The 24,909-nt window shown below is 58.9% G+C and carries 23 protein-coding genes; 6 read left to right on the forward strand and 17 right to left on the reverse strand.

What is annotated here, in order from left to right; all coding sequences use genetic code 11:
- Positions 1–3: 3 nt before the first annotated feature.
- Together F8O05_RS02225 and F8O05_RS02230 are read right to left on the reverse strand one after the other, a co-directional pair.
- Positions 4–693, reverse strand: coding sequence for a YczE/YyaS/YitT family protein (locus F8O05_RS02225; RefSeq protein WP_158051103.1), 690 nt, complete (start codon positions 691–693; stop codon positions 4–6).
- A 120-nt stretch (positions 694–813) separates the two neighbouring features.
- On the reverse strand, positions 814–1,359 hold the full coding sequence (locus tag F8O05_RS02230; RefSeq protein ID WP_158051104.1) for a YceI family protein: 546 nt from the start codon (positions 1,357–1,359) through the stop codon (positions 814–816).
- Between the two features lie 190 nt (positions 1,360–1,549).
- Here F8O05_RS02230 and F8O05_RS02235 point away from each other — a divergent pair, with 190 nt between their 5' ends.
- Positions 1,550–3,382 (forward strand): alpha/beta-hydrolase family protein, encoded by a 1,833-nt coding sequence (locus F8O05_RS02235; protein ID WP_158051105.1) that lies wholly within the window; start codon positions 1,550–1,552, stop codon positions 3,380–3,382.
- 19 nt (positions 3,383–3,401) lie between these two features.
- Here the strand turns inward: F8O05_RS02235 and F8O05_RS02240 are convergent, their stop codons facing one another.
- The 11 genes from F8O05_RS02240 to F8O05_RS02290 form a co-directional block, all read right to left on the reverse strand.
- The gene (locus tag F8O05_RS02240) at positions 3,402–4,736 is read right to left on the reverse strand and encodes an ATP-dependent DNA helicase (protein WP_158051106.1); all 1,335 of its coding nucleotides are present in this window, start codon (positions 4,734–4,736) and stop codon (positions 3,402–3,404) included.
- Positions 4,733–6,856: a cytochrome c oxidase assembly protein gene (locus F8O05_RS02245; protein ID WP_158051107.1), complete on the reverse strand. Its 2,124-nt coding sequence runs from the start codon at positions 6,854–6,856 to the stop codon at positions 4,733–4,735. Before F8O05_RS02245 ends, F8O05_RS02240 begins: the two co-directional genes overlap by 4 nt.
- A 99-nt stretch (positions 6,857–6,955) precedes the next feature.
- Entirely contained in the window at positions 6,956–7,246 is a 291-nt protein-coding gene (locus F8O05_RS02250) for an HU family DNA-binding protein (protein ID WP_158051108.1), read from the reverse strand.
- A 219-nt stretch (positions 7,247–7,465) separates the two neighbouring features.
- The gene (locus tag F8O05_RS02255; protein WP_158051109.1) at positions 7,466–8,323 is read right to left on the reverse strand and encodes an ABC transporter permease; all 858 of its coding nucleotides are present in this window, start codon (positions 8,321–8,323) and stop codon (positions 7,466–7,468) included.
- 9 nt (positions 8,324–8,332) lie between these two features.
- Positions 8,333–9,142 (reverse strand): ABC transporter ATP-binding protein, encoded by an 810-nt coding sequence (locus F8O05_RS02260; RefSeq protein WP_225735711.1) that lies wholly within the window; start codon positions 9,140–9,142, stop codon positions 8,333–8,335.
- Between the two features lie 20 nt (positions 9,143–9,162).
- Entirely contained in the window at positions 9,163–10,230 is a 1,068-nt protein-coding gene (locus tag F8O05_RS02265; protein ID WP_158051111.1) for an ABC transporter substrate-binding protein, read from the reverse strand.
- 236 nt (positions 10,231–10,466) lie between these two features.
- Entirely contained in the window at positions 10,467–11,546 is a 1,080-nt protein-coding gene (locus F8O05_RS02270; RefSeq protein ID WP_192496990.1) for an ABC transporter substrate-binding protein, read from the reverse strand.
- A gap of 125 nt (positions 11,547–11,671) precedes the next feature.
- A complete protein-coding gene (locus F8O05_RS02275) occupies positions 11,672–12,697 on the reverse strand; it encodes an LLM class flavin-dependent oxidoreductase (protein WP_158051113.1) in 1,026 nt (341 codons plus the stop codon).
- Between the two features lie 20 nt (positions 12,698–12,717).
- Positions 12,718–13,209: a nuclear transport factor 2 family protein gene (locus F8O05_RS02280; protein ID WP_158051114.1), complete on the reverse strand. Its 492-nt coding sequence runs from the start codon at positions 13,207–13,209 to the stop codon at positions 12,718–12,720.
- Positions 13,210–13,301: 92 nt separating this feature from the next.
- A complete protein-coding gene (locus F8O05_RS02285; protein WP_225735712.1) occupies positions 13,302–14,228 on the reverse strand; it encodes a DMT family transporter in 927 nt (308 codons plus the stop codon).
- Between the two features lie 5 nt (positions 14,229–14,233).
- Positions 14,234–15,616 (reverse strand): MFS transporter, encoded by a 1,383-nt coding sequence (locus F8O05_RS02290; RefSeq protein WP_158051116.1) that lies wholly within the window; start codon positions 15,614–15,616, stop codon positions 14,234–14,236.
- 151 nt (positions 15,617–15,767) lie between these two features.
- Here F8O05_RS02290 and F8O05_RS02295 point away from each other — a divergent pair, with 151 nt between their 5' ends.
- The 4 genes from F8O05_RS02295 (at position 15,768) to F8O05_RS02310 (ending at position 18,723) form a co-directional block, all read left to right on the forward strand.
- On the forward strand, positions 15,768–16,253 hold the full coding sequence (locus F8O05_RS02295; protein WP_158051117.1) for a VOC family protein: 486 nt from the start codon (positions 15,768–15,770) through the stop codon (positions 16,251–16,253).
- A gap of 91 nt (positions 16,254–16,344) precedes the next feature.
- The gene (locus F8O05_RS02300; protein WP_158051118.1) at positions 16,345–16,881 is read left to right on the forward strand and encodes a nuclear transport factor 2 family protein; all 537 of its coding nucleotides are present in this window, start codon (positions 16,345–16,347) and stop codon (positions 16,879–16,881) included.
- A 46-nt stretch (positions 16,882–16,927) separates the two neighbouring features.
- Positions 16,928–17,365, forward strand: a complete 438-nt coding sequence (locus F8O05_RS02305) for a DUF4286 family protein (protein WP_158051119.1) — start codon at positions 16,928–16,930, stop codon at positions 17,363–17,365.
- Complete coding sequence (locus tag F8O05_RS02310) at positions 17,362–18,723, forward strand: FAD-dependent oxidoreductase (protein ID WP_158051120.1); 1,362 nt, start codon at positions 17,362–17,364, stop codon at positions 18,721–18,723. Before F8O05_RS02305 ends, F8O05_RS02310 begins: the two co-directional genes overlap by 4 nt.
- A gap of 71 nt (positions 18,724–18,794) precedes the next feature.
- On the opposite strand, the gene F8O05_RS02315 is transcribed toward F8O05_RS02310, so the two are convergent.
- The 4 genes from F8O05_RS02315 to F8O05_RS02330 form a co-directional block, all read right to left on the reverse strand.
- Positions 18,795–19,229, reverse strand: a complete 435-nt coding sequence (locus F8O05_RS02315) for a nuclear transport factor 2 family protein (RefSeq protein ID WP_192496992.1) — start codon at positions 19,227–19,229, stop codon at positions 18,795–18,797.
- Between the two features lie 119 nt (positions 19,230–19,348).
- Entirely contained in the window at positions 19,349–20,449 is a 1,101-nt protein-coding gene (locus tag F8O05_RS02320; RefSeq protein WP_158051122.1) for a zinc-binding dehydrogenase, read from the reverse strand.
- 81 nt (positions 20,450–20,530) lie between these two features.
- Positions 20,531–22,180 carry a flavin-containing monooxygenase gene (locus F8O05_RS02325; protein ID WP_158051123.1) on the reverse strand — a complete coding sequence of 550 codons (1,650 nt, stop codon included), beginning with the start codon at positions 22,178–22,180 and terminating at the stop codon, positions 20,531–20,533.
- Entirely contained in the window at positions 22,177–23,136 is a 960-nt protein-coding gene (locus F8O05_RS02330) for an alpha/beta hydrolase (protein ID WP_225735684.1), read from the reverse strand. The genes F8O05_RS02325 and F8O05_RS02330 overlap by 4 nt, the downstream gene beginning before the upstream one ends.
- A gap of 267 nt (positions 23,137–23,403) precedes the next feature.
- Here F8O05_RS02330 and F8O05_RS02335 point away from each other — a divergent pair, with 267 nt between their 5' ends.
- Positions 23,404–24,879, forward strand: coding sequence for an aldehyde dehydrogenase (locus F8O05_RS02335; RefSeq protein WP_225735685.1), 1,476 nt, complete (start codon positions 23,404–23,406; stop codon positions 24,877–24,879).
- Positions 24,880–24,909 lie beyond the last annotated feature (30 nt).

The raw sequence follows: 24,909 nt of genomic DNA on the forward strand, positions 1-24,909 counted from the left end.
ACGCTAGCTGCCGTGAACTCCCGGGCGGGAGAGGACCGCGGGCCATTTCACGTGACGGTGCAGGAGTCGAACGACGTAACCGACGAGCACCGCGGCAATCACCGTGCCTTCTCGAACGCCCAGGAGCTCCCCAAAGAAGAGCAACGACAGGATCACTGCGATCACCACGAGCGTGGAGTCCACCATGATCTTCACCGTGCTGAACGGCCTGCGGGTCACGATTTCGAGGGCCACCGCAGCGCCATCACCGGCGAGCGTGAGTACCCGCGGGGTGACCTGCAGCCACACGCCAATTCCGAGCACCACCGAAGCCGCGAGCGAAAGCCCGAGCTGGATGAGGTAGCTGTCAGCGGCCACACCATCCAGGCCTCGAAGCAACCAGACCGACAGGTCACAGAAGGAACCGAAAGCGAAGGCTGCGGGGATCTGGAGCAGCTGAATCAATTCAAAGCGTCGGCGCAGCAGGAGAATCTGAAAGATCAGCAGCACGATATTGATGCCGACCGTGTAGACCCCGAGGCTAAACGGTGTGGCGTAGCTCATCACCAGCGGGATGGCGCTGATCGGGGTGGTCCCGATCAAGGCGTACACCGACAGTGCGATGCCGATGGACATGATGAAGATTCCGACCAAGAACGTGAGATAGCGCAGCGTGAGGTTCACGCCGCGTGACACTTCTTTGGGATCCGACATCGCATTCTCCTTGCATCGGATGGTCGTATACGATCACGGCCAACTCGCTGAGTCTAGGGAAAAGCAGAATCTCCCGCATGCGCTTCACAGCATGCGGGAGATTTCTTGCTCGCGTGAGACTTAGGCCTGGAGGGCCGCCTGGCCGTCGATCACGATGGTGACGTCGTCACCCAGGGTGAGACCGCCAGCCTCGGTCGGAGCGTTCCAGCTCACGCCGAATTCCTTGCGGTTGATCTTGGTCGACGCCTCGAAGCCAGCCTTGGTGTTGCCGTAGCCGTCGACGGTGACGCCACCAAATTCAACCTTGAGCTCGACATCCTTGGTGACGCCACGGAGCGTGAAGTCGCCAAGCACGTAGATGTCCTCGCCCTCAACGCGGATCGACTTCGAGACGAAGTTGATCTGCGGGAACTCCTCGGCGAGGAAGAAGTCCGAGGTGCGCAGGTGCTGGTCACGCTGTGCCTGGTTGGTGTTCACCGAAGCAACTTCGATGGTCACGTTGACCTGTGCATCCTCGATGTTGTCACCAACAACGATCGAGCCTTCGAACTGCTCGAACTTGCCGCGAACCTTCGAGATCGCCATGTGGCGAACGACGAATCCGACTTCGGTGTGGGTGGGGTCGATTACCCAGGTACCGGCGCTGATGCCTTCAATAACGGTCATGCGAACTCCTTCAACAATTGGTTGTAGATACAACTTATTTCACTTGCCACGAAAATGCAACACTTTTCATGAAAGTTGCAGGGATTGAAGCTGAGAACGACTTCCCCAGCGACGACCCGATGTCCGTCTGACGATTGATTCAAACGGCCACCGGTTACACCGTGTCACTTGAACCCTGGATAATGGCGACATGTTTGGTCGTCGCGCGCGCAGGAGAGATAAGCGCGAACAGCGACGCAAAATCCGGCAGATCTTCCGCGAACTGCGAAGCAACCGAACCGGTCGCGTGCCCTCCCCACTGCATCCACCGGGCGACCCGCCGCGCGGACTCGACGCCAGCGGGCACCCGCTACTGCCCGACTGGTGGGGCATGGTTGGCGGGCAGCTCGCGACCTGGATCGCGCTCGGCCCGAGCTTTCTACCGCGCAGTTGGTGGATGACCGCGGCGAGCGTCAGCCTCTCGCAGCTCTACGGATACGCTCTGGGCTTCAGCGCCCGCACCGCTCGCATCGGTATCGCCGCACTCGTACGAAGCCGGCTCCCGCAAGAGCGGCTCCCCGCGCAGCTGGGTCACCAGCTCGCCAAACTCACCACCCCGTGGCAGATCGTACTGCTGAGCGGACTCGTACTCGGCACCGTCACGGCGCTCGTGAACTCGATGAATCGGCAGCGGGAGATCGCCCGACTAGTCGATAAGGAACCGCCGACCCCGCGCATCCAGCTGCTGGGGCTCACCGCGGGTACCGCAAGCTCCATGGCGGTGCTGCTCGGAGTGCGGCTATTTCGCCTGCAGTCCTGGGGAACGCGCCAGCTCCTGAAACGCTATCTCCCCGCCATCGCGGTGCCCTTCTCTGGCAGCGCCACCACGCTGGGGCTGCTGTACCTGCTGAATCGCTCTTTCCTCTGGAATCGGCTCGTCGAACAAATCCAGGCGAGTGCACTCGTCAATAATCTGAAACCGCTGCCGGACCGCACCCCACCCACACAGCCCGAACGCTCCGGCTCCGCGGCATCCCTCGAACCATTTGGCACGCTAGGCCGTCACGGAAAAGCCGTGGTCTCGGATGGCCCACGAGCGAAAGACATCTCACGGTTCACCGGGGAAGCCGCAAAAGAACCCGTGCGCGCCTATGTCGGTCTGCGGGCAACCGTCACCATTGAAGAGGCGGCCCGCCGAGCGGTACGGGAGCTGAAGCGCGCCGGGGGCTTCCGACGCAAGCACCTGTGCATTTACATCGGCACCGGTACCGGCTGGCTCAACGACTGGTCAATGGGCGCGATGGAATTCCTCACCAAAGGTGATTGCGCGATGGTGTCGCTGCAATACACCGTGCTACCGAGCGCCTTCGCGATCATGCTCGACCGCAAGTCCCCACAGACAACCGGGCGAGCGCTCTACGAGGCGGTCACGGTCGAGCTCGAGAAAATCCCTCTTTCGGAACGCCCCAAGTTGTACATGTCCGGCGAGTCACTCGGTGCCTTCGGCGGGCTGGCCGAATTCACGGATGCGCGCGATATGACTGAGCGACTCGATGGTGCGGTCTGGGCCGGCACCCCGCAATTCAGCCCGATCTGGCAGGAACTCACCGACGGCCGCACCGCGGGTTCGAGCGTGATCCGGCCACGAATTCGCGATGGGGAGATGATTCGGTTTTCAAACCGGCTAGGTGATTTGCCGCGCTCAAATGCCGGGACCAGCTATGCGCCCTGGGGCCCGAAGCGGTTTATTTTCATGCAGCATCCGAGTGACCCGATCGTGTGGTGGAATGTGCCGCTGATTTGGCGAGAGCCGGAGTGGATGACCGAACCGCGCGGCCACGATGTCACCGAACACATGACCTGGTGGCCATGGGTCACGTTCTGGCAGATTGCTGCCGATATGCCCGCCTCGATTCAGACCAAGGGCGGTCACGCGCACCGGTACTACGAGGAGTACGTCGCGGCCTGGGCCGAGGTGCTCGGGGTGGATGCAGATGTGGATGCGCTGATCGAGGCGATCCGGCCGTTCATCCGGCCGCACTAGGGCGCTTCGATACGCTTCGCTACTCAGCGAGCGATTCTGTAGCGACCGGGGCTTTGGCGGCGGCGAGCTTTGCGACGCGGTTGGCCTCGGCGACCTCGTTCATGAAGCGCATGACGTCCGCATCCACGAAGATGTCGCGCGGCTGCAAGGGGCGGCTGAGGTACAGGCCCTCCAGCGAGCGGATGCGCGAGAGTGCCACGTAGGTCTGCCCCGGCGAGAATGCCCGGGCGCCGAGATCCACGACCGCGCGGTCATAGGTCTTCCCCTGCGACTTGTGGATCGTCACCGCCCACGCGAGCCGCAGCGGGAACTGGTGGAACTCCCCCACCACCTCGCGCGAGAGTTCCTTCGTGTCGGCGTCGTAGGAGTACTTCAGTTTCTCCCAGACGATCGGCTCGACCTCGTGCTCTTCGCCGTCGATCTCAACATGCACCGTGCGGTCAATCTTCGTGACTTCACCCACCGAACCGTTCACCCAGCGACTGTCGGTGTCATTGCGCAGGAACATCACCTGCGCCCCGATCTTCAGCTCAAGTTCGAGCTCGGCCGGATAGGTGCGGGCATTGCCAAAGTCGCCGTTAATCTCGGCCGCAGCCGACATTGACTGGCCTGGCAGCCGCTCGAGTTCACGCGCATTAATGCGCGAGACCGTCGCGTTCTTCGACGCGAGCGTAATGATCCCGTCCCGCGGCGGGGTGCGCGAACCAACCTCGTTCAGCCGGTTGGCCATGGCCTCGGTGACATTCCCGTATCGCACGGCGGTGAGCAGGTTGCGGAACTCGTCATCGTGCTGCCGGTGAATTTCCCGCAGGGTGTGGATGCGCATCTCGGCTTCCCGCCACACGTGCGCGTCGAAGAACCAGGTCGATTTGTAGTTGTCGCGCATCCACGCGCGCTCTTCCGGGTCGCTCGGCGGCACCGGCGCGAGCTGGAAGGGGTCGCCGAACATCACGACCTGCACGCCACCGAACGCTTCGGATTTGCGTTGCCGAGCCTGCCGCAGCGACCGGTCCATCGCATCCAGCAGATCGCCGGAGACCATCGAGATCTCGTCGATCACGAGCGTGTCGATGGTGTTGAGGAGCTTTTTGACCTCGCGGTTTTGCTCGATGGGTTGGTTGCCGATGATGCCGATTGGCAGTTTGAACAGCGAGTGGATGGTTTGGCCGCCGACGTTGAGCGCGGCGACTCCCGTGGGGGCACAGATCACCAGTTGTTTGCTGGTGTGCCAGGAGAGGTGGTTGAGCAGCGTGGATTTTCCGGTGCCGGCACGGCCGGTGACGAAGAGGTGGTCGCGGGTGCCTTCGATCGCGTCGAAGACCCCCTGCTGCTCTGGCGTGAGGTGAAGGGTCACTGCTGTGCGTCCCTTTCTGCCATGCGCTGTAGCTGCTCGTTATAGGCCTTGAGTTCGGCATCGTGGTCACGTTGCGCGCGACGGTCTTCGCGCTTGGCGCGCTTCTCGTCGCTCTTGGCCCACTGCAGACCCACGATAAGCGCCAGGATCACCGTCGGGAATTCACCAATACCCCAGGCTATGGCACCGCCAATCTGCTGATCTTCAAGCGCCGTGGCCGGGCCCCAGGTGCGCCCGGTGGCACCGTACCATTCCGCGACGAGCAGGCCCGTGCCGGTCATGATCGACAGGCCGAAGAAGGCGTGGAAGGTCATCACCAGCACGAGTGCGATCAGTCGCGCAGGGTACGGGGCGCGATTGCGGGTCGGGTCATCGCCGATAAGCGATTCGACGAAGAGGTAACCGACGAGCAGGAAGTGCGCGATCATCCACATGTGGCCGACGTGGTCCTCGGTGGCCCAGCGGAAGAGCGGGGTGTAGTAGAACACCAGCAGCGCGATCGCGAAGTTGATTCCGGCGACGATTGGATGCGAGAAGAAGGCCGCGTACTTCGAGTGGACGATGTGCAGGACCCATTCGCGGCCGCCCATTGAGCCGTCATCGCGCGGCTTCACTCCGCGCAGCAGCAGCGTCATCGGGGCGCCAAGCACGATGAAGATCGGGATGATCATGGAGAGGATCATGTGATCGGTCATGTGGAAGCTGAACTGGAACTTCCCGTAGACGATCATCGCGCCGTTGACGTTGTACAGCAGGATCAGGATGCCGAACGCGAAAGCGATGAGGCGCCACCAGGGCCATTTGTCGCCGCGCTTACGGAGCCGATAAAAGCCGATGAGGTAGAAGGCGAGCCCCATCAGCGACAGGAAAGTCCAGATCGGGTCAAGCCGCCATTCGGTGAACAGTCGTGAGAATTCGAAGGGTGGTGGGAGGGTTTCGCCCGAGAGCAGCTGCGCTGGCGTCGGTTCGGCGAGTTCCTCGGCGGCAATCTGCGGCTGTGGGCTCGGCGTGCGACCGAGCGCGGCAGCTGCGCCCGACACGGCACCCATGATGAGAAACTCAATCGCAACGAGATAGGTGAGTGGCTCGAGAGTGGGCTTGCGCTCGGCAACGTTTTTCTGCATCCGCCCGATGAAATAGCGGCGCTGCAGGACGCCAAACCAGCCGAGCACGATAAAGAGCAGCACCTTGAACAGCGTGATGCGACCGTAGTCGCTCATAAAGAGCCGCTCCCAATCGCCCACGTTCATCCAGGTGGCAACGATGCCGCTCGTGCCGGTCATGATGAACGCGATGAGCGCGAATTGCGAATAGCGCTCAATGAGTGGCAGGCGTCGTCGTCCCGGTGCCCCGAGCGCGACAATTGCGGAGACCACGAGCCCGCCGAGCCAAATTGCGGCGCCGGTGTAGTGCAGCGTGATGCCGCCGACGGCGGTGCTGTGGAAGGCTGCGCCGGCAGTGTGGCCGAGGGATGCGATGGGCCAGAGCGTGAGCAGGGCAAAGCCTGTCGTGAGGAAGGTTCCCCAACGAGAGCGCGAGGCGAAGACAAAGGTGCTAAGCATCGCGGTCATCACGATGGCCATCAGCCAGAGCTGGCCGACTTCGAGGCTGACGAGGTAGAACCACATCCCCTCACCGAACGTCGCGTCGAAAGAAAAGGGCACTGCCGACACGTCGAGGTAGGTGAACAGTGCGGATGCGATGGTCGCGACCGTCCAGGCCGCTGCCCCGCTCTGGGCGAGGCTCATTGCCCGCTCGAATTCGGGCTCCTTGCGGCTGGCGCACCATACGGCGACGATCAGGCCACCGATGGTGAGCGCGGCCGTCATGTTGTATGCGAGTCGCGCGGCGGGTAGCCCCCAGCGAACGATCGGGCCCGGGTCCGCCACTACGAGCGGGGCAGAACCGCCACCGTATGCGAGTGCGCCGAGCAGGGTAAGCAGCGCGACGATGAGGAGCCCGGCCGGGCCCCAGGTGATCAGCGCGCGAGTGCGTGGGCCCCAACCGGCCTCGCCGATGCGGTCGAGTTCGGCGTCGCTGAGGACGTTCTTGCGTCGCTTGACCGCAGTGGTGCCGAGACGTTCAGTGGGGGAAGGAGAGCCCGAGGCGGACGATTTCATGGTCCTTCCAGGGTACCCGCGGCCAGTGCCCCGGAGGAAAAGAACGGACCGCCCCTTTCGGGACGGTCCGTTGCACTAAAGCGTTAATCGCGCTGAAGACTACTTGACAGCGTTCTTGAGCTTCGAGCCAGCCGAGATCTTGACGCCCTTCGAAGCGGGGATCTGGATCTCGTCGCCAGTGCGTGGGTTGCGGCCGACGCGTGCTGCGCGCTCGGTCTGCTCAACCGAGAACCAGCCCGGGATGGTGACCTTGTTGCCAGCGGCAGCGTTGGTCGCGAGCTGCTGGAACAGTGCGTCGAGAACGCCGTTCACGGTTGCCTGGCTCTGGCCAGTCTCAGCTGCGATTGCAGCAACGAGTTCGGTCTTGTTCACGGTGGTCTTCTCTGCCATACGTGCCCTCCTCAGGACGCTGCACTCACTCTCATGAGCGCAGATTTACATTTTGGGTCGCCACGTTTCGCCAGTTACAGCGGTGGGCAACGTCGCCAAACTAGCACCACCGACCTGCGATCGTTGCAAATACGCGGGTTTTCATCGAAAAAAGACCTGCGAATCCGTCGATAGTGGGAAAAGTGGGGGTGTTATGGGGTTTGGGGTGCTTTCGGGCAACTACGACGTCGAGTTGTTGTTCTTCCACGCAAGTGGTTTCTTGGTCACCCAGGTCATCAAACGATCGATCAGGTAGCCAGCAATCAGCAACGCAATCAGCGCCGAGAATGTGCCCGCGCTGTTGAACATGCCAGCGTTGTGCGCGACCAGATAGCCGAGGCCGCTGTCGCCGGCCAGCATTTCCGCCACAACTACGCCGACAACAGCCTGCGGTACAGCGAGTTTCAGTGCCGCGACCACCCAGATCAGCGCCGATGGCAGGCGAACACGGAACATTACGTCCCACGGGCTACCTCCCATGATTCTCACCGAGTCGATCAGAGACTGACGAACGTCTTTCATCCCGAAGAAGGTGTTGAAGAACACCAAGAAGAACACGATGACCGCGCTCGTCACGATTCCGAGCATCGAGCCGATGCCAACCCACATGATGAATAGCGGAATCAGCGCATGCTTCGGCATCGTGTAAAGCGCTGTGATGAAGGGCTCGAATATGTCGGCAAGAATCTTGGACTGCCCCAGGATAGCGCCGACGATGATGCCCGCGAGCCCACCAATCAACAGGCCCCAGAGAGCCCCCGAGAAGGTGCTTGCTGCGTTCGTCAGCAGGGTGCCGTCGATGATCCACTGCCAAAATAACGGCAGCACTTTGCTCGGTCTGCTCAACAGAATTTCTGGAACTAAGGTGCCCGAGACCAGTTCCCAAATACCAAGGAGTGCGAGCACCAGCGCAATTTGGATGCCAACGATCATCCCAGTGCGGCCGCGCTTCTTGGACTTCTTCCGTTGCACGGTGATGATCGCACTCGTGGAAAGCGGTTCAGTGGAAGTCGGCTTTTCGCCAGTAGCGGTAGTCATTTCAGCCTCCTAGTGCTTCCCTGCTTTGCGAGCACCGTGCAGTGCCTCGTCGAGTTCACGCTCGACTCGAGCGAACTCATCACTGAATCGGAGCTTGTCAAAGTCCCGGTCTTTGCCAAACGGCAGGCGGTGTTCAGAAACGATGCCGCCAGGAGGTCCCCCACCAACGATCAGCACTCGATCGCTGAGTTTTGCGGCCTCGGCGATGTCATGCGTGACGAACATCACCGTCTGCCCAATGCGATTGACCGTCTCACGTAGCTCTGCGTGCATTTGGTGGCGGAGCTGCGCATCGAGAGCCGCAAAGGGTTCGTCCATGAGCAGGAGTAGGGGTTCGTAAATCATGCTGCGTGCCAGTAACCCACGCCGGCGCATGCCGCCGGAGAGTTGACTCGGCAGAAGATCTGCCGCGTGTGTGAGGTCCACCAGCTTCAAGAGGCGATTGACACGCTCATCGATTTCGTCTTTCCCGACACCACGCAGTTTGAGGGGGAGTCCGACATTCTTGCGCACGGATTGCCATGGCAAGAGCGTGTCGTCTTGAGTCATGTAACCGACATCGGTGTTCACACCCTTGATGTCCTTACCTGCGAACCGCACATAGCCACTTCGAGGAGTGAGGAGGCCGGCCGCGAGGTTAAGAATCGTCGTTTTTCCGCATCCCGACGGGCCAAGGAGTGTGAGGAATTCGCCTTTTTCGATGCTCATGCTGACGTCTCCGAGAATGTCAGGAGCATCACCAAAGCCGATATGTAGATTCCGTACCTCGAAGATTGGTCCGTCGTGGAAATCGTTACTGCCAGCCTTAGCTTTTTTCATTGTCACTGCCATGATCCTCATCAACCCCTAGCAATTTCAGCGACGATGTCTTCGTAGTTCAGGGATGCGTAGTCATTCTCACTAGTGGCATCAAACAGCGTCACTATCGTGTTCCAGTTCTCTTCTGTGAACTGGCTTCCCTCGGTATAGGAGTCCTGCACTTGACTCCAGGTGGCCTCAAATACGCTGTCGTCCATCTCCGCGAAAATGGATTGCTTGAGGATGCTTGCAACTCCATCCGGCTCGTTGACCGTCATCTGTTGAGCATCGTTAAGGGCAGCGAACACGGCAGCAATCTCATCGGGGTGCTCTTCGATGTAGCTCTTCGACGAGTACGCCACAATGCCCACATACGGCTCAAATGACGGAATATCGCCCTGTGGCAGTGAGACCCATGTCACGGCGTCTCCGGACGCCACGGCAACTTCACCAGTTCCCACAGCAGCAAAGGATGCATCGTAGGTGCCCTGCATCAAGCCAGCCGGTACTGCACCTAAGTCATTGAGCGGGACGAAAGTCACATCGCTGTCCGCGTCCAACCCATAGTCAGCGAGGATGGTTCGCAGCACCGTGTTCCCAGTAGAACCGGACGGCGATACTGCAATTTTCAAACCTTTGAGCGCCTGAATGCGCTCTTCGATCGGGGCATCTGGGCTGACACCTGAGGCCTCAGCCGCGTCATCGGTGAGCGTCAAGCTGAACAGCAGTGGCGCCATTCCAGCGATGATCTGAATATCGGATCCTTGGGCAATGGCATCAATAATGGTGTTGGTACCTCCGACTCCAACATCGATGTCCCCTGCCAACAGGGCAGAAACCTGGTTGGTGCTGCCGGCGCCACCGACTGTTGTTCGCTCGAGTCGAACGCCGTGCGCGTCGCCAAACTCCGCATCTACAGCCAGGTTCATGGTGGCGTTATTAACGGAGGGGGTGATGCCGATCTGAACCACCGGCAACTCTCCGTCAGCTGCGCCGGATGTTTCGCTCGCACTTGGGCTACCTGCACATCCTGTGAGCACCAGTGCCGCGATCGCAGCCACTGCCCCAAGAGCAGAAGCTCCTGACAGTCTTCTTCTCTGAATTTTCACGCGATTCCTCCATCACCGTTGACTAGGTCGCAATTCTTGATTATGAATATCACGAAGATAGCATGGGGCGAGCTCCGATTGCCACATCTTTTATAATGATTCGACGAAAATCGACACCTGACGCCTACTAATAAGCAGCCAACTTCTTCGAGGAATCCGCGCACAAAAAGGGCCCCGGCATCCCATCCATGGAATCCCGAGGCCCGATTCGGCACGAAGCGACTAGGTAGAGCTAGTTAGCCTCGCGCAGGTTCGATCACAATGTCTTCATATACGAGGGCGGAATAGTCGTTCTCACTTCCCTCATCGAAGAGATCCACGATCGTCTGCCAGTTTTCCTTCGTGAACTTCTCCCCTTGGTGGAAGGACGCATGTACCTGTGACCAAGCATCATCAAACACTGCCGGCTCCATATCCGAGAAAATGCCAGCCTTGAGAATGTCACCAGCTTCATCTGGGTTTTCGCGAGCCATGGTTTCGGCATCATGGAGTGTGGCGACTACACCCTCGATGATTTCTGGATTCTCCTCGATGAACTGACGCGAGGAATACAGCACCAGACCGACATAGTCTGCATACTCAGGAACATCACCACGCGGTAGCGAAATCCACGTCACAGCGTCACCCGAAGACACAGCTACGCCGCCAGTCTCTGCACTCGCAAACGCCGCGTCATAGGTACCCTGCATGAGCCCCGCTGGCACGGCGCCCAAATCGTTGATGGGCACCAGCGTGATGTCGTTATCAACATCAATGCCGTAGCTAGTCAGTAAGGAGACGAGCACCGTATGGCTCGTCGAACCAGCAGAGGCCACCGCAATTTTGAGCCCCTTCAGCGCTTCAATTCGCTCTTCCAAAGGAGCATCAAGACTCACACCGGAAGCTTCCATGGCATCCGTCGTGAGCGTCAAATTATTCATCAGCGGAGCATGCCCAGCGATAATTTGAATGTCTGAACCCTGCGAAATTGCATCCGCAATTGTGTTCGTGCCACCAACGCTAATGTCAATGTCACCGGCAAGCATCGCAGAAACTTGGTTTGAGCTTCCAGCGCCACCCACCACCGTTCGCTGCAGGTCAAGACCATGAGCCTGACCAAGTTCGCCATCAATCGCCAAGTTGAAGGTGGCGTTGTTGATGGCTGGCGTAATTCCAACCTTTACTGCCGTTAGCTCTCCGCCGCCGGCCCCATCTGTGCTCGCAGCATCTTCGCTCGCAGCATCACCGGACGCACAACCTGTCAAAGCGAGCGCCACGACTCCCAAAGATGCCACCAATTTGGCCAGATATCTGTTCTTTACCTTATTTTGATACATGTACTCCTCCATCTCCATTGATGATCGGGTTATTCAAGCACTTCACAAGTACTAGGCGTCTCAACGCAAAACGACTCAAGCATTTGGATCACACTCGAAGTAAATAGCGGCAAGAAATACCGCAATTACATGGACGTTACGCCCTCAAACTCTTTGAGCGACGGAACTAATTCTTTTCCGAGCAGTTCGATATAGTCAACCGAATCTTGCGTGGACATTCCGGGCCAGTTCGCCCGAGTGATAATCGGGTCAACGGGCACAACTGATCCAATATCTCGCAGCTGTCCCGCAACTTCCTCGGCACTACCCAACACCCAGTGTTTTGCCATTACACCGGGAATCGACTTGCGTAGACCCTCCGGGTCAACGTACTCATTGTGTCCAGTTGCCGCCATATTCAAATACCACTCGGAGGCAACATCGACCGCTTTCGCCAAAGCGTCCTCGCGGTCACGACCAATCATAATCTCCCTACGAAGGGGAACACGACCCTCCCTTGGACGCCCTGCCTCTTCTCGGAAGTCAAAGTATTTACCTAGCAGTTCCGGTAGCTCCTCCGGAGTTTCCTGGGGAGTAATCGGCCATGCGTCACCAAGTCTTGCTGCCCGTCGAATGCCCGCATCGCTGCCGGCCCCTACCCATATCGGCGGGTGCGGCTTTTGGACCGGTTTGATGTGAACCGCGAGGTCATCGAGCTGGTAGTACTTACCGTCATAGGTCACGCGGTCTTGTGTCCACATCAACTTCAAGATTTCGATGATCTCATTCAGCCGACGGCCACGTTCCTTGAACGGGATTCCAAACGTTTCATATTCCTTAGGAATATAGCCAAGGCCGAGCCCGACTGAGATTCGCCCACCGGTCACGACATCCAATGTCGCAAGCTCCTCAGCGAGCATCACTGGGTTGTATAGCGGCCCGATGAGAATCTGCGTGCAAAGACGAACGCTCGGGTCGAGTTCACCAGCGAGTCTTGCAAGAAGGGGAACAGGTTGGAACCACCTCGACCCCTCGAAGTGAAAATGCTGACCGACAAGAATATGTGTCATCCCCGCTTTTTGCACGGCCTCAGCTTGTCGCAAAATCGAGTCGAAGTGGTCCTTCTCAGAGATATTGGTTGGAATGTTGCCGAGGATAATTCCTAGTTCCATTACTTAGTCGTCCTTTTCGCCTATGCCCAACCCTGAGAAAGGATGGTTACTTTGTCAATAACATTCGCTTTGCGCACGAACTTCCAGCCATCACCGGTCAGCGCAAGTTCATCTTCGTAATGACCGAAAATCGTTTTTGATTCACCGGCTCGGCCAATGAATGCCAAGAAATACGCTCGATGCTGCGCACTCTTTGGGGCTGTGATCTCGATCACCTGGTTCACGATGTGGTGGCGAGAAAATGTCGTGTCTTCAATTACTTCGCGATAGTAGCCAACGATTGACTCACGCCCACGAATTTCGCCTGCTGGGTTCAGCAGTATCGCGTCTTCATCAAACAGGTCATTGAGAGTGGAAGCACTTTTCAGCGCGTCGCAGGTGTAGCAGTAATCGGCTAGGACTGCTCGAATCGATTCTTTTTGCTCGAGAACTTCGAGCCGGGATAGTACGTCGGTTTCGCTCAACGGGTTCGCCTTTCTTGGCGCTGCGCTGCGCCGGAACAAGTCGTCCATTACAATAATGATACTGATTGTCCGAGATTGCAAGGGTTTCTTGAAGGTACCTCAGTTGCACACCAGGTCACGAAGCTCCGCCACAAGCACGGCTAACGTCTGGTTGGCATGTTTGCTAAGCCGATTCCAATGAAAGCCAGGCAGAGACCCGCAACCAACAACCAGCTAAATCGACCAACAATCGTGTCGAAGATCAGCGAACCAAGGAGTTGCCCACCCACGATGGAAAGCGAGAGCAGCGTCACCCCCAGGGTTCGAACGATTGCTGCAATCAGCACTACGTATAGCGCCCCAAGAACGCCTCCGAGATACTTCCAAGGTTCCACCGGAAGCGGCCCAGCATGGACCCAACCGAGGGACATGCCGACCAGCATGACGGTCAGTAGCGCGGATGTTCCAACCGCAAAATTCAACAGGGTAGCGCTGAATGAGTTCCGCGCATGCAACTTGATGGCACCAGTCACACCCATCTGCAATGAAACGAGAAATCCAGCCACGGCGCCAGCTAACAAGTAGCCCACCCATTGGATCTCGACGTCACTTCCTGACGCGATCACCATTACCGCCGCGACGGCCAACGCGGCACCTATGCTCCGCGTCCTAGTCAAGCGCCGGACTGGAGAACCGAGCCAGCCAAAGTGATCAATGCTCATCGAGCCAATCAATTGGCCAACCATGCGAGAAGTCATGAAGACCGCAACACCCACTACTGGCACAAGGTATGTCTGAGCGAAAACCATCTGAGCCCCGAGGAGGCCACCGAGGAATCCCCACAAAGGGAGCTGCCCTGTTCGAAAGGATTCCAGGACGCGGCGCACTCCTTGCCGTGCCGCTCGATTCCCGGCCACTACCAGCAGCGATACCGCTAGGGCCGTGCCGAATGAGATCACAGCGGCATGGGGCCCGCTGCCCAGCGATTGCGCAAGTGCTCCGTTGATGTGCGATTGCCCCGCCGCGCCGACACCAATCAATACGGCCACAACCACGCCAGCCCAAGTCGATATCCGCCGAGAGCGCATCACTGTCAGTTCCCCGCGCGTGGATTCGTGAAGAACCCAACGCCAGCGGATAGGAACGCGGCAACCGAAATAACCACGAACCCCATTTGATAGTCCTCTGCGCTGGAGACTTCACCCGCAACGCCCGGGGTCACTATCGCCGCAATCAAAGCTGTCCCGACTGCCCCACCAACTGTGCGCAAGTTTGCATTGATACCGCTAGCAATTCCGCTCTGGTGTGCGGAAACGCCGCTCACCACCACGGCAGGCATGACGGAAAAGGCAAGACCAATCCCGAGTCCCGCGAGGCCGCTAGCAACGAGCACTTGCCATAGTTCAGTTGGCGTCGGGATCAGAAACAGCACGCCGACTCCCGCAACTGCTGGCGATATTGCCAGCACCCTGCGAACACCAAACCAATCGACGAATCTGGCAGATGTGAACCCGGTGACAAACATCCCCAGCGCCATCGGAAGCATGACAAGGCCGGACTCCATGACGCTCAATCCAAGGCCGTAGCCGGTGACATCGCTCGTCTGCACAAACTGTGGGATGAACGTTTGCAGGCCGTAAAGACCGATTCCGAGTAGGGCTGCAGAAAGACTCGTCGTCCACATGACGTTCGTGACCATCATGCCCATATCAATCAACGGCCCCGACGCCCTTCGGTCACTCCATATCCAGGAAACGATCCCGCCCGTGGCAAGCAAGCCGACCAACAATGTCGGGGTCGAAGCAAAACCCCAATTCGATGACTGATTTACAACCAGCAGAAACGAACCCAACCCCAAGGCGAAAAGAAGAACAGAAAGCGGGCTGATCGTCGCTTTAGATTTCGGTGATCTCGGCAACGCGGCGACCACCGCCGTGGCAGCCAGCAAGACCATAGCCGGCGCCCAAAAAATCCACTGATACCCAACTAATTCAACGATGATGCCTGACAGAACTCCGCCCAGCCCCACGCACGCGGCACCGAAACCCGCTACCGCACCGATCGCGTGCGTCAGTCGACGACCTTCGAGATGGTCGCGGAGAAATCCAAAAGCAAGTGGGAAAGCTCCACCGCCAGCCCCTTGAATGACACGACCAACGATCATGACCCAGAGATCATTGGCGAGAGCCGCAACCACGCACCCCAGGACTAAGAGCAGCAGCACCGCGATGAGAACTTGCTTCTTCCCCAACGAGTCACCGAGCCGACCTACCACCGGGGTCATCACCGCTGCGGATAACAAGTACGCGGTCATTATCCAGTTTGCACCCAGCTGATCTGTCCCGAGCGCACGCTGCATTACTGGAATCGCGGGCCCAACAATTGACAGCAAGATTGCAAAAGTTCCAGTAGCCGCGGATAGCACCACGATGGCAGCGGAGGAATCACCCCGCACACTCCCCGTACCAATGCTCATCAATGAGCCCACTTTCGTCTCTCACCGAAATGATCGCCTGTGATCGAGCGCTTTCGCCCCGCACAATGAACGACGCCGACTGGTCAGCCCTTGACCAAAGAGAGGACACTCTATGACAATTATATTCATATTTATAAATTAAGGAGGTTCTATGAACCATCTGACCCCCGAGAACCTGTATCACACAGGTTTCGTCGTCCAAGACCTCGATGAAGCGGCAAGGACGATGTCCAAAGCTTTGGGATATCGGTGGACGAAACCCGCAACGGGCAACGAGCGTCCAGTTGTTTACGCTGACGGCACTCGGACCACCGTGCGTCTCAATTACTGTTACTCGATCGATTCGCCCCACCTCGAACTCATTGAAGCTGTGCCGGGCACTCCTTGGGCATTGAAGGGCGGATCCATCCACCACCTCGGATACTGGGTCGACGACCTCGTTGCAGCGTCGGCAGAATTGGCTTTGGCCGGATTCCCGCTTGTCGTCTGTGCAGCGGATGACGAGGGCAACTATCCCGCGCGCTTCGCTCATCACGAAGGGCCGGACGGCGCATATATCGAACTGGTCGAACGGTCAGTCTTTGGAAAACCATTCGACGAGTGGCTGTCAACGAGTCCACGGTTTGAATCCGATTGACATCGTCAATGTTTCGTCCATCATTGCGCCGTTGAACACCAACAAACTGAACATGTGGGTGGCAGCGTAGGCACCCACGGGAAGGCTGGTTATGCAGACCACCGAACTCACCCATTCCTTGACCGTCGAAGATCGCCTCGACCTACAAGAACTCATTGCCCGGTACTCACTCGCGCGTGACGACAAGCGATTCGATGACCTGCTTTCATATTTCGCCGAGGACGGAGAGTTCGAGCGAATCGGGAAGACTGTCAGCGGCATCGATGCACTTCGTGCGTTCTTTCTCGGCTCCGCAGACCGATACGACTTCACCAATCACGTCACGCACTCGCAGGTGCTTGATCCCGCGCCCTCGACGGATGATCGCCCGCGGGTGAACGGGGTGGTCTCCGGTCACGCCGAACTCGTGCTCGCGGGCGAAGCGCACTTTGCGGCCTACCGCTACTACGACGAATACGTCAAAGAACCCTCCGGCTGGCGGTTCAAGAAGCGTTCGCTGAACTTCTTCTACTCGATGCGCCCACAAGACATGGCAGAAGGCTTCCGCAGCAATCAGCGCATCCGTTGGGCAGATGGGACGCCCACCGCGGCCGACCTGCCCGAGAAGATTCCCGGTTGGCAGGGATAGCGCCGTCGACCGAGCAACTGTTCATTTCAATCACTGAGGAGTAGACATGGCCGCAAACGTGATGGTTGTGCTGTCCAATTCAAAGCCGGAACTCGATGCCGAGTTCAATGACTGGTACACGAATGTGCACGTCGTGGATGTGGTCGACAAGCTCGACGGCTTCGAATCGGCACAGCGTTTTGAGCTCGTGCCCAATCAGATCGAACAGGGCGAATACCGGTACCTGGCGATTTACGAGATCGCCGAAGGCCGTCTCGAGGATGCTCAGCGAGCGCAGGCCTATCAGCGAAAGGAGCGCGCTGAAGCGCTCGCTGCAGGTCGCAAACCCTGGATCGAATCTCGCGCCGGAGAACTTTTCGATGGCGAGCACCGCACCTGGTTCTTCACCTCAATGGGCAAGCCGTATCACCGTGGTGACGCCGCCCAGGCCCAAGAGCTTCCAGACGATGCCGTCGACGAAGTCGCCCAAGGAGCAGCGAAATGACCGACGATGCCCTCCCACTGGTCATTGTCGGCGGTGGTGCCGCCGGCATGATCGCCGCCATCAACGCATCCATATCGGGACAACCCGCCATTATCCTCGAGAAAAACGTTCGAGTTGGCTGCAATGCTGAATTCTCCGGAGGTCTCATCCAGGGTTCTGGAACACGATTCCAGGAACAGGCAGGGGTCACCGATTCGCCCGAGCAGCACTTCGCTGACCTGCAGCGGCAGAATCGCGGCGAGTCCGACCCCGCAATTGTTGAGTTAGTCGCCCGCCGCTCGGCCGACGCGGTGCATCTCCTCGCTGATGAGGCAGGGCTTGCGCTTCACCTCGACCAAAGCGTCCTCTATTCCGGCCACTCGACATATCGGATGCACTCCATGGCGTCAGAGACCGGCCAGGAGCTTGTGCAGGGAATCCGCGCGCGCATCCGCAACGACGAAAATATTGACTTCGTCGACAATGCCGAAGTCACCGATATCGTCCCCAACGGCAGCTCACTCGACGTTCTGGTGTCGATGAGTGGTCAACAGGAAGTGATCCCCGCACGAAACGTCATCCTCGCGTCGAACGGCTTCGGCGCGAACCGAGAGATGGTCCGGAAGTACATTGGCGAGGCCATCGCCGCGCTCCCCTATTGGGGATCAGAAAATAGTGACGGCCGCGGCATCCTAATCGGCATGGGGCTAGGTGCCGGCACCGCTTACATGACTGCCTACGAGGGTCACAGCCACCTGAATCCGAAGTATGGCACGCGCATGGGCGGCGCGCTTCCAGCGCTCGGAAGCATTCTCGTGGATGCATCCGGTCGCCGATTCGCCTCGGAAGCGACCACCAACTCCGGTTTTTCAAAGTTCATGATCCCGCTTCCGGGTAGCCAAGCGGTGGAAATCTACGATGAGCGCATCCACCGAGCCGCGATGACAAACGGGGCCTACGAAGAGGCCTCCGAGATGGGGGCCGTGAAACAGTTCGAGGATCTCGAGACACTCGCCGCTGCTTTTGATCTCCCGGTGGATGCGGTAGCTGATGAGGTGCGCAAGTACAACGCAGCTGCGGGGTCGGAACGCGATGAGCTTGACCGTGCGGCGCGAGGCCGGATCCCCTTTGCTCCCCCATATTACGCGGCGAGCGTCTCTGCCGGGGTAATCCACACGCAGGGTGGCCTCACCGTCGACACTTCGTGCCGCGTGCTGACCACGAACGCTGAAGTGATCCCTGGGCTCTACGCCACCGGCGGTGTCGCCGCGGGAATTTCCGGTACGGGAGTGGACACTTACCTCCCCGGGAACGGTCTCACGCACGCGTTCACGACCGGTCTCGTGGCCAGCGAACACGTCGCCTCGGTACTCGTCTAGCGTCTCGAGTTCGCATTGTGAAAGTACGTGAGCCCCCTCCGATGAAGAGGGGGCTCACGTACTTACTTTGGTTAGTTCTTGGCCCCAGCCAATAGTGGCTTGACGATGCGTTCTGCGAACTTCCACTCACCGTCTTGCTTGACGTACTGGTCGGTGTAGAACACCAGCATTTGTACGCGTTCGCCATCGGGTTGCAGCGTATAGGCGTCGCAGTAGACGGTGCCGGTCGCACGGTCGCCGGCCACTTCGATGAGATGGTTCATCATCATGTGCAGACAGCCAGCCATGCTTTCGACCATGCCCGTGAATGCGGCGCGTAGGCCTTCCGCGCCCTCAAAGGCAGCCGGAGCGCCAAGCGACTGCATATCGAAGACACCATCCTCCGTGAAGGAATTCACGACATCCTCGACCCGAGAATTGTCGATGGCGTTGGCATATTCGTAGTTGAGTCGGCGAATTTTTGCTTCTTCAAGCAGGTCGGTCTCTTGTGCGGTAATTGCAGTCATGGTTCGTATTTCCTCGTTGAAGTACTTATTAGGTGAATAGTTTTGGCTGATCGGAAACAATGAGAGCGCCCGTTGAGGCGCTCTCATCGCTATCCATAGGTGATCTTGCTCATCGAGATCTAGTCGAAGACGATCACGCTGCGAGCTACGCCACCCTTGTCGAGTTCCGCGTAGCCCTCATTGATCTCGTCGAGGGTGATGGTGCGGGACACGAGGTCGTCAAGGTTGAAACGCCCCTGCTCGTAGTAGTCCGCAAACATCGGGATGTCGAGCTTTGCGTTCGTCGATCCCATGTAGACACCGTGCAGGGTACGCGGCGTCATGATCATTTGCGTGATCGGGTCGATGTCCAGGCGGGTACCCGGGCGCTGCATACCGATGAGGTACGCGGTACCGTCCGGCCCCACAAGCTGGAATGCCTGCTCCGCAGTGGGCTTCAGACCGATGACCTCAAAGGCGTGATCGACACCCTTGCGGCCGGTAATCTCGTGGACTGCGGCCACCACATCCTCAACCTCATTGGGGTTGATCACGTGGGTCGCACCGAACTTCTTCGCGAGCTCGAGCTTGGCGGGCTGCAGATCAATCGCAATGATTCGACGGGCGCCGGCAAGACGCGCTGCCTGCACCGCATTGAGTCCCACACCACCACAACCAATCACCGCAACGTCATCGTTCACGCGTACGCCCGCAGTCTTCAGGACGGCACCCGCCCCGGTGACGACACCGCAGCCAAGGAGGCATGCCTTGTCGAACGGGACGGTTTCGGGAACCTTTACGAGCTGGTTTTCGTGGACGAGGCACTGCTCAGCGAAGCCGCTGATGCCTTGGAACTGCGTGACCGCAGAGCCGTCCTTGCGGGTCAACCGCGAGGGTTCATCCGGGCCACGCAATAGCGAGTCCGTGTTCTCACAGATGTGCCGCTTACCCGCAATACAGGAATCGCAAACGCCACAGGCACCGACGAGCGATGCGGCGACGCGGTCGCCAACCTTCAGATCTACTACGTCGGGGCCAACAGCCTTCACGACGCCGGCAATCTCGTGACCGAGGACTACGGGCATCGGGAACCCGAAGTCAATTTTCTGGATGTGAGCATCACTGTGGCAGAGACCGCTCGCCTTCACATCCACGAGGACCTCACCACCAATGGGATCGGCGATCTCAACATCTTCAATGACGAAATCCTCGCCGACCGCGTTGACAACTGCTGCCTTCATGGAGTTACTTACCTTTCTTGCCCGGTCAGCTGCGACCGAGACGTGTGTCTTTCGATGAGTGAATTGGAGTGTTGGCGGGGACTATCGGGCGCCCGAAAGCGACATTGCGTTTGCGTCACGTTTCACGAGCTGGAAGCCTTCGTAACCATTCGCGGCAATTTCTTCGCAACGGTCTCGATAGGCCTTCAAACCACCCGCGTATGGCATGAACACGCGCGGCTTTCCAGGCACGTTTGCGCCGAGGTACCACGATGCGCCCTTGAGGAAAAGCGTCATATTGGCAATCTCGTTGACGTGGTCCACCCATTCACGTTCGTAGTCGGGATGAGCCTCAGACGTCGCGAAGTCATGCTCATCGAGATAGCCGATGTGCTCATCAACCCATTCGACATGCTGCTCAATCGCGGCGACAACATTCGTCAACACACTCGGGCTTCCCGGGCCAGCGAGCGAGAACATGTTCGGGAATCCCGCAACCGAGAGCCCAAGGTAGGTCAACGGCCCAGCATCCCAATACTCTTGGATGCGCTTGCCGTCGCGACCCTGGATATCGATGTTCATGATCGCGCCCGTCATCGCGTCAAAGCCGGTGGCCAGGACGAGAGCATCGAGTTCATACTCCTTGTTCTGTGTTGCCACACCGGTCTCGGTGATGCTAGTGATCGGGTCTGACTTCACATCAACCAGTTCGACGTTAGACCGGTTGAAGGTCTCGTAGTAGTTGGAGTCGACGCAAATGCGCTTACTGCCAACCGGGTATTCGCGTGCTTTCAGCTTCTCGGCGACTTCAGGATCTTCGACGATGCCGTCAATCTTTTCGTGGATAAAGTGCGCGAGCTTGTCGTTGGATTCCTGATTTATCGCGAGATCGGCAAAGGTGTTCTGAATGGCGAAGCTGCCGAGCGTCCAGTGATCCTCGAATACCTTCCGGACGACCTCATCCGGGGTATTCGAGACGAGTTCAGTGGGGTCGGGCGTCGGCATCCCCGTGCCCGTATTCCGCATCTTTTCGCGGATTTCGGGGAATTCTTCCTTGACCTTCGCGAGTTTTTCCGCGGTCAACGGCCCGTTATTTGCCGGCACGCTGTAGTTTGCTGTCCGTTGGAAGACCTTAAGTTCGGAGGCTTCCTTCGCCACTTCTGGAATCAGCTGCACTCCGGAGGAACCGGTACCGATAACCCCGACTCGAAGCCCCGTGAAGTCGACTTCCTCGTGTGGCCAGTCACCGGTGTGGTAGACGGAGCCCTTGAAGTTTTCGAGCCCCTCAAATTTGGGAACGTTTGGCACTGATAGGCAACCGGTCGCCAAAATGAAGAACCGCGACTCGAGTGTTTTCTCACCGTCCGGCCCGCGATAGGTAACTGACCACGTGTTGCTTGACTCGTCAAAGGTCGCGGACTCAACCGAAGACTCCAGGCGGATGTCTTCCCGCAAATTGAAGCGGTCAGCCACGTGGTTCATGAAACTCATGAGTTCCGCCTGATCCGGGTAACGAGTGGACCATTCCCATTCTTGGTCGAGAGCGGGGTCGTCGAAGGACATGGAGTAGAACGGGCTCTCCACGTCACATTTGGCGCCTGGATACCGGTTCCAGTACCAGGTCCCGCCAACACCAGCGCCGCGTTCCAGCAGCACCGAGTTGAGTCCACGTTCGCGTAGTCGCTTGAGCATGTAGAGGCCGGCGAAGCCTGCCCCAACTACGACCGCATCAACTTGCTGTGCACCACTCATGCTTGTGCCCCTTCCGTCTCCGAAATGCTCTCTCTGACGCGAACTGCCACCAGATCCATCACCTCGGCACTCGCCGGAAGCACGTTCACCATGCTGAAGAATCCGTGCATCTGACCGGGCCAGCGGTGCGCTTCCACCTCAACGCCCGCGTCGCGCAAGCGATCGCCATAGGCCTCGCCTTCGTCACGCAGGACGTCGTGCTCCGCGGTAATGAGGAATGCGGGTGCAACACCGGCAAGGTTTTCCTGACGGAATGGCGAGGCCTCGGGGTGACTACGCTCTTCGGGGTTCGCGATGTAGTGGTCCCAGAACCAGAACATGAATTCTTTTGCGAGCAGGGTTTGGTTCTCGGGCTCGTTATAGCTCGGACGCGAGAAGTCAGCGTCGGTGACGGGGTAGATCAGGAACTGCTTGGCGATCGTGGGCGCACCGGCGTCACGGCTTCGAATCGCCATCACCGCACTCAGGTTGCCGCCAGCACTATCACCACCAACGAACAAGGGGGCGCCGGGTCGAGCGAGTTCAGCGATCCGGTCGGCCGCCCAGTTCAGGCCAGTCCACGAGTCTTCCACTGCTGCCGGGAAAGGGTTCTCTGGAGCCTTGCGGTAATTCACCAGTACGACTGTGGCGCCAGACTTTTCAGCGAGCTGTCGACCGAGAGTATCGAAGTCGTCAATGTCGCTGACAACCCAGCCGCCACCGTGCAGGTACACAAAGACCGCGCTTGCTTCAGCGCTCGGGCGATGGACTCGAACTTTGAAGGTTCCGCCATCGAATCCGACCAGTTCGTGATCCTCAGTTGCGTGCATCTCCGGCCCTTTGCCGAACATGGGTGTCATCGCTGACGAGTTCTCACGAACTTGCTCGGGTGGAAGCTCCCACGCGGGCGGAGCACCTTCAGGTGTCCCTGCCGCCGCTGCTTCCAAGAACTTCACCGTTGCTTCATCAAGTGCCACATCGACTCCCTTGTCTCTTGCGGGCAATTTCTGTTATTCATAGCAACCAAATTGGCATGCGAGATAACCATAATCACAGTTAGCACAGATGCACAACACTTGTAGCTGAGTGATTCCCGCGAGCATCCACCTTGCACTCTCACCGAAAATTCAGGCGCATGATAGACAACATATGTCGGGATCTGTACGATGAGGCGAAGCCCCGTCGATTCTGACTTTCGGGGCTCTCCCCGTAGGAAAATGAACTGCGAACCAATGGAGGTTCACTTGTCCACTACAGATCTCGCACCTGTCCAAATCCGCAGCTTTGACAAGCTCTACATCGGCGGCAAGTGGGTTGAGCCCTCGAGCGATGCCATCATCGAGAGCGTCTCGCCAATCACCGAGGAAGTTATCGCCACGGTTCCGGCGGGTAAGGCCGCGGACATCGATGCCGCGGTTGCTGCGGCTCGCAAGGCGTTCGACGAAGGACCCTGGCCGCGACTCTCGCCGAAGGAGCGCGCGGATTACCTGGTGCGCATCCGCGAGGAGCTTGCCAAGCGCGTTCCCGAACTCGTGGACGCATTCACCGCCGAAATCGGTGCGGCGAACGGTGCCTCGGTAGCGTTTACGAACAACGCGCTGAAGATGTTTGACGACGCCTCGACGCTCTGGGAGCGCTTTGAGTGGGTCAAGGAACGCAGTTGGGACAACGGCAGCGGCTACATCACCTATGACCCCGTTGGTGTTGTCGGCGTGATCATTCCTTGGAACGGCCCGGTCGCTACCGCAGCCCTCAAGATGGCGCCTGCTCTCGCTGCCGGCTGCACGGTTGTGTTGAAGCCCGCCAGTGAAGCCGCTGCCGAAATCATGATGATGGCTGAAGCCTTCGAGGCCGCCGGCCTTCCCGAAGGCGTGGTCAGCATTGTGCCGGCCGCCCGCGAAGACGCTGAGCGCCTCGCAGCCCACCCCGACGTGGACAAGATCACCTTCACCGGTTCGACCGCAGTCGGTAAGCGACTCATGGAACTCGCCTCCGACCGCATCGCCCGCATCACCCTCGAGCTCGGTGGTAAGTCGGCGGCCATCATTGCCGACGACATTCCTGTCGAAGACTTCGTCCCCGGCCTCGCATTCGCCGGTATCGGTCACAGCGGCCAGGTGTGCGCCGCGATCACCCGCATCCTGGTGCCGCGTGAACGCCAAGACGAAATCATCGAGGCGCTCAAGCAGGTCTACGAGTCGGTCAAGGTCGGCGACCCTCGCGAACCCGACACCGCTCTCGGTCCGCTATCCTCAGCCCGCCAGCGTGAGCGTGTCCTCAACTACATCGAGATCGGTAAGGAAGAAGGCGCACGCGTCGTCACCGGCGGCAAGGCTCCCGAGCACCTCGAGCGCGGCTACTACGTCGAGCCGACCCTCTTTGCGGATGTTCGCCCCGACATGCGAATCGCCCAGGAGGAGATCTTCGGCCCGGTCGTCGTGGTCATCCCCTTCGACTCGATTGATGAGGCAGTAGAAATCGCCAACGGCACCGTCTACGGTCTGTCGGGTGCGGTCTACGCGAAGGACCACGACCTCGCCGTGAGCATCGCGAACCGCGTTCGCACCGGCCAGATCAGCATCAACGGTTGGGACATGTGCGTCACCCAGCCCTTCGGTGGCTTCAAGCAGTCGGGCCTCGGCCGCGAGGGTAACGTCGAGGGCCTCTCGGCCTTCCTCGAGCCCAAGCTGGTCCAGGGCGCGACGCCTCCGGCCAAGTAACCGGTAGACAACCTCAGGGGGTTCCCGCCA

The sequence above is a fragment of the Gulosibacter chungangensis genome, from assembly GCF_008831155.1.
Lineage (GTDB): Bacteria > Actinomycetota > Actinomycetes > Actinomycetales > Microbacteriaceae > Gulosibacter > Gulosibacter chungangensis.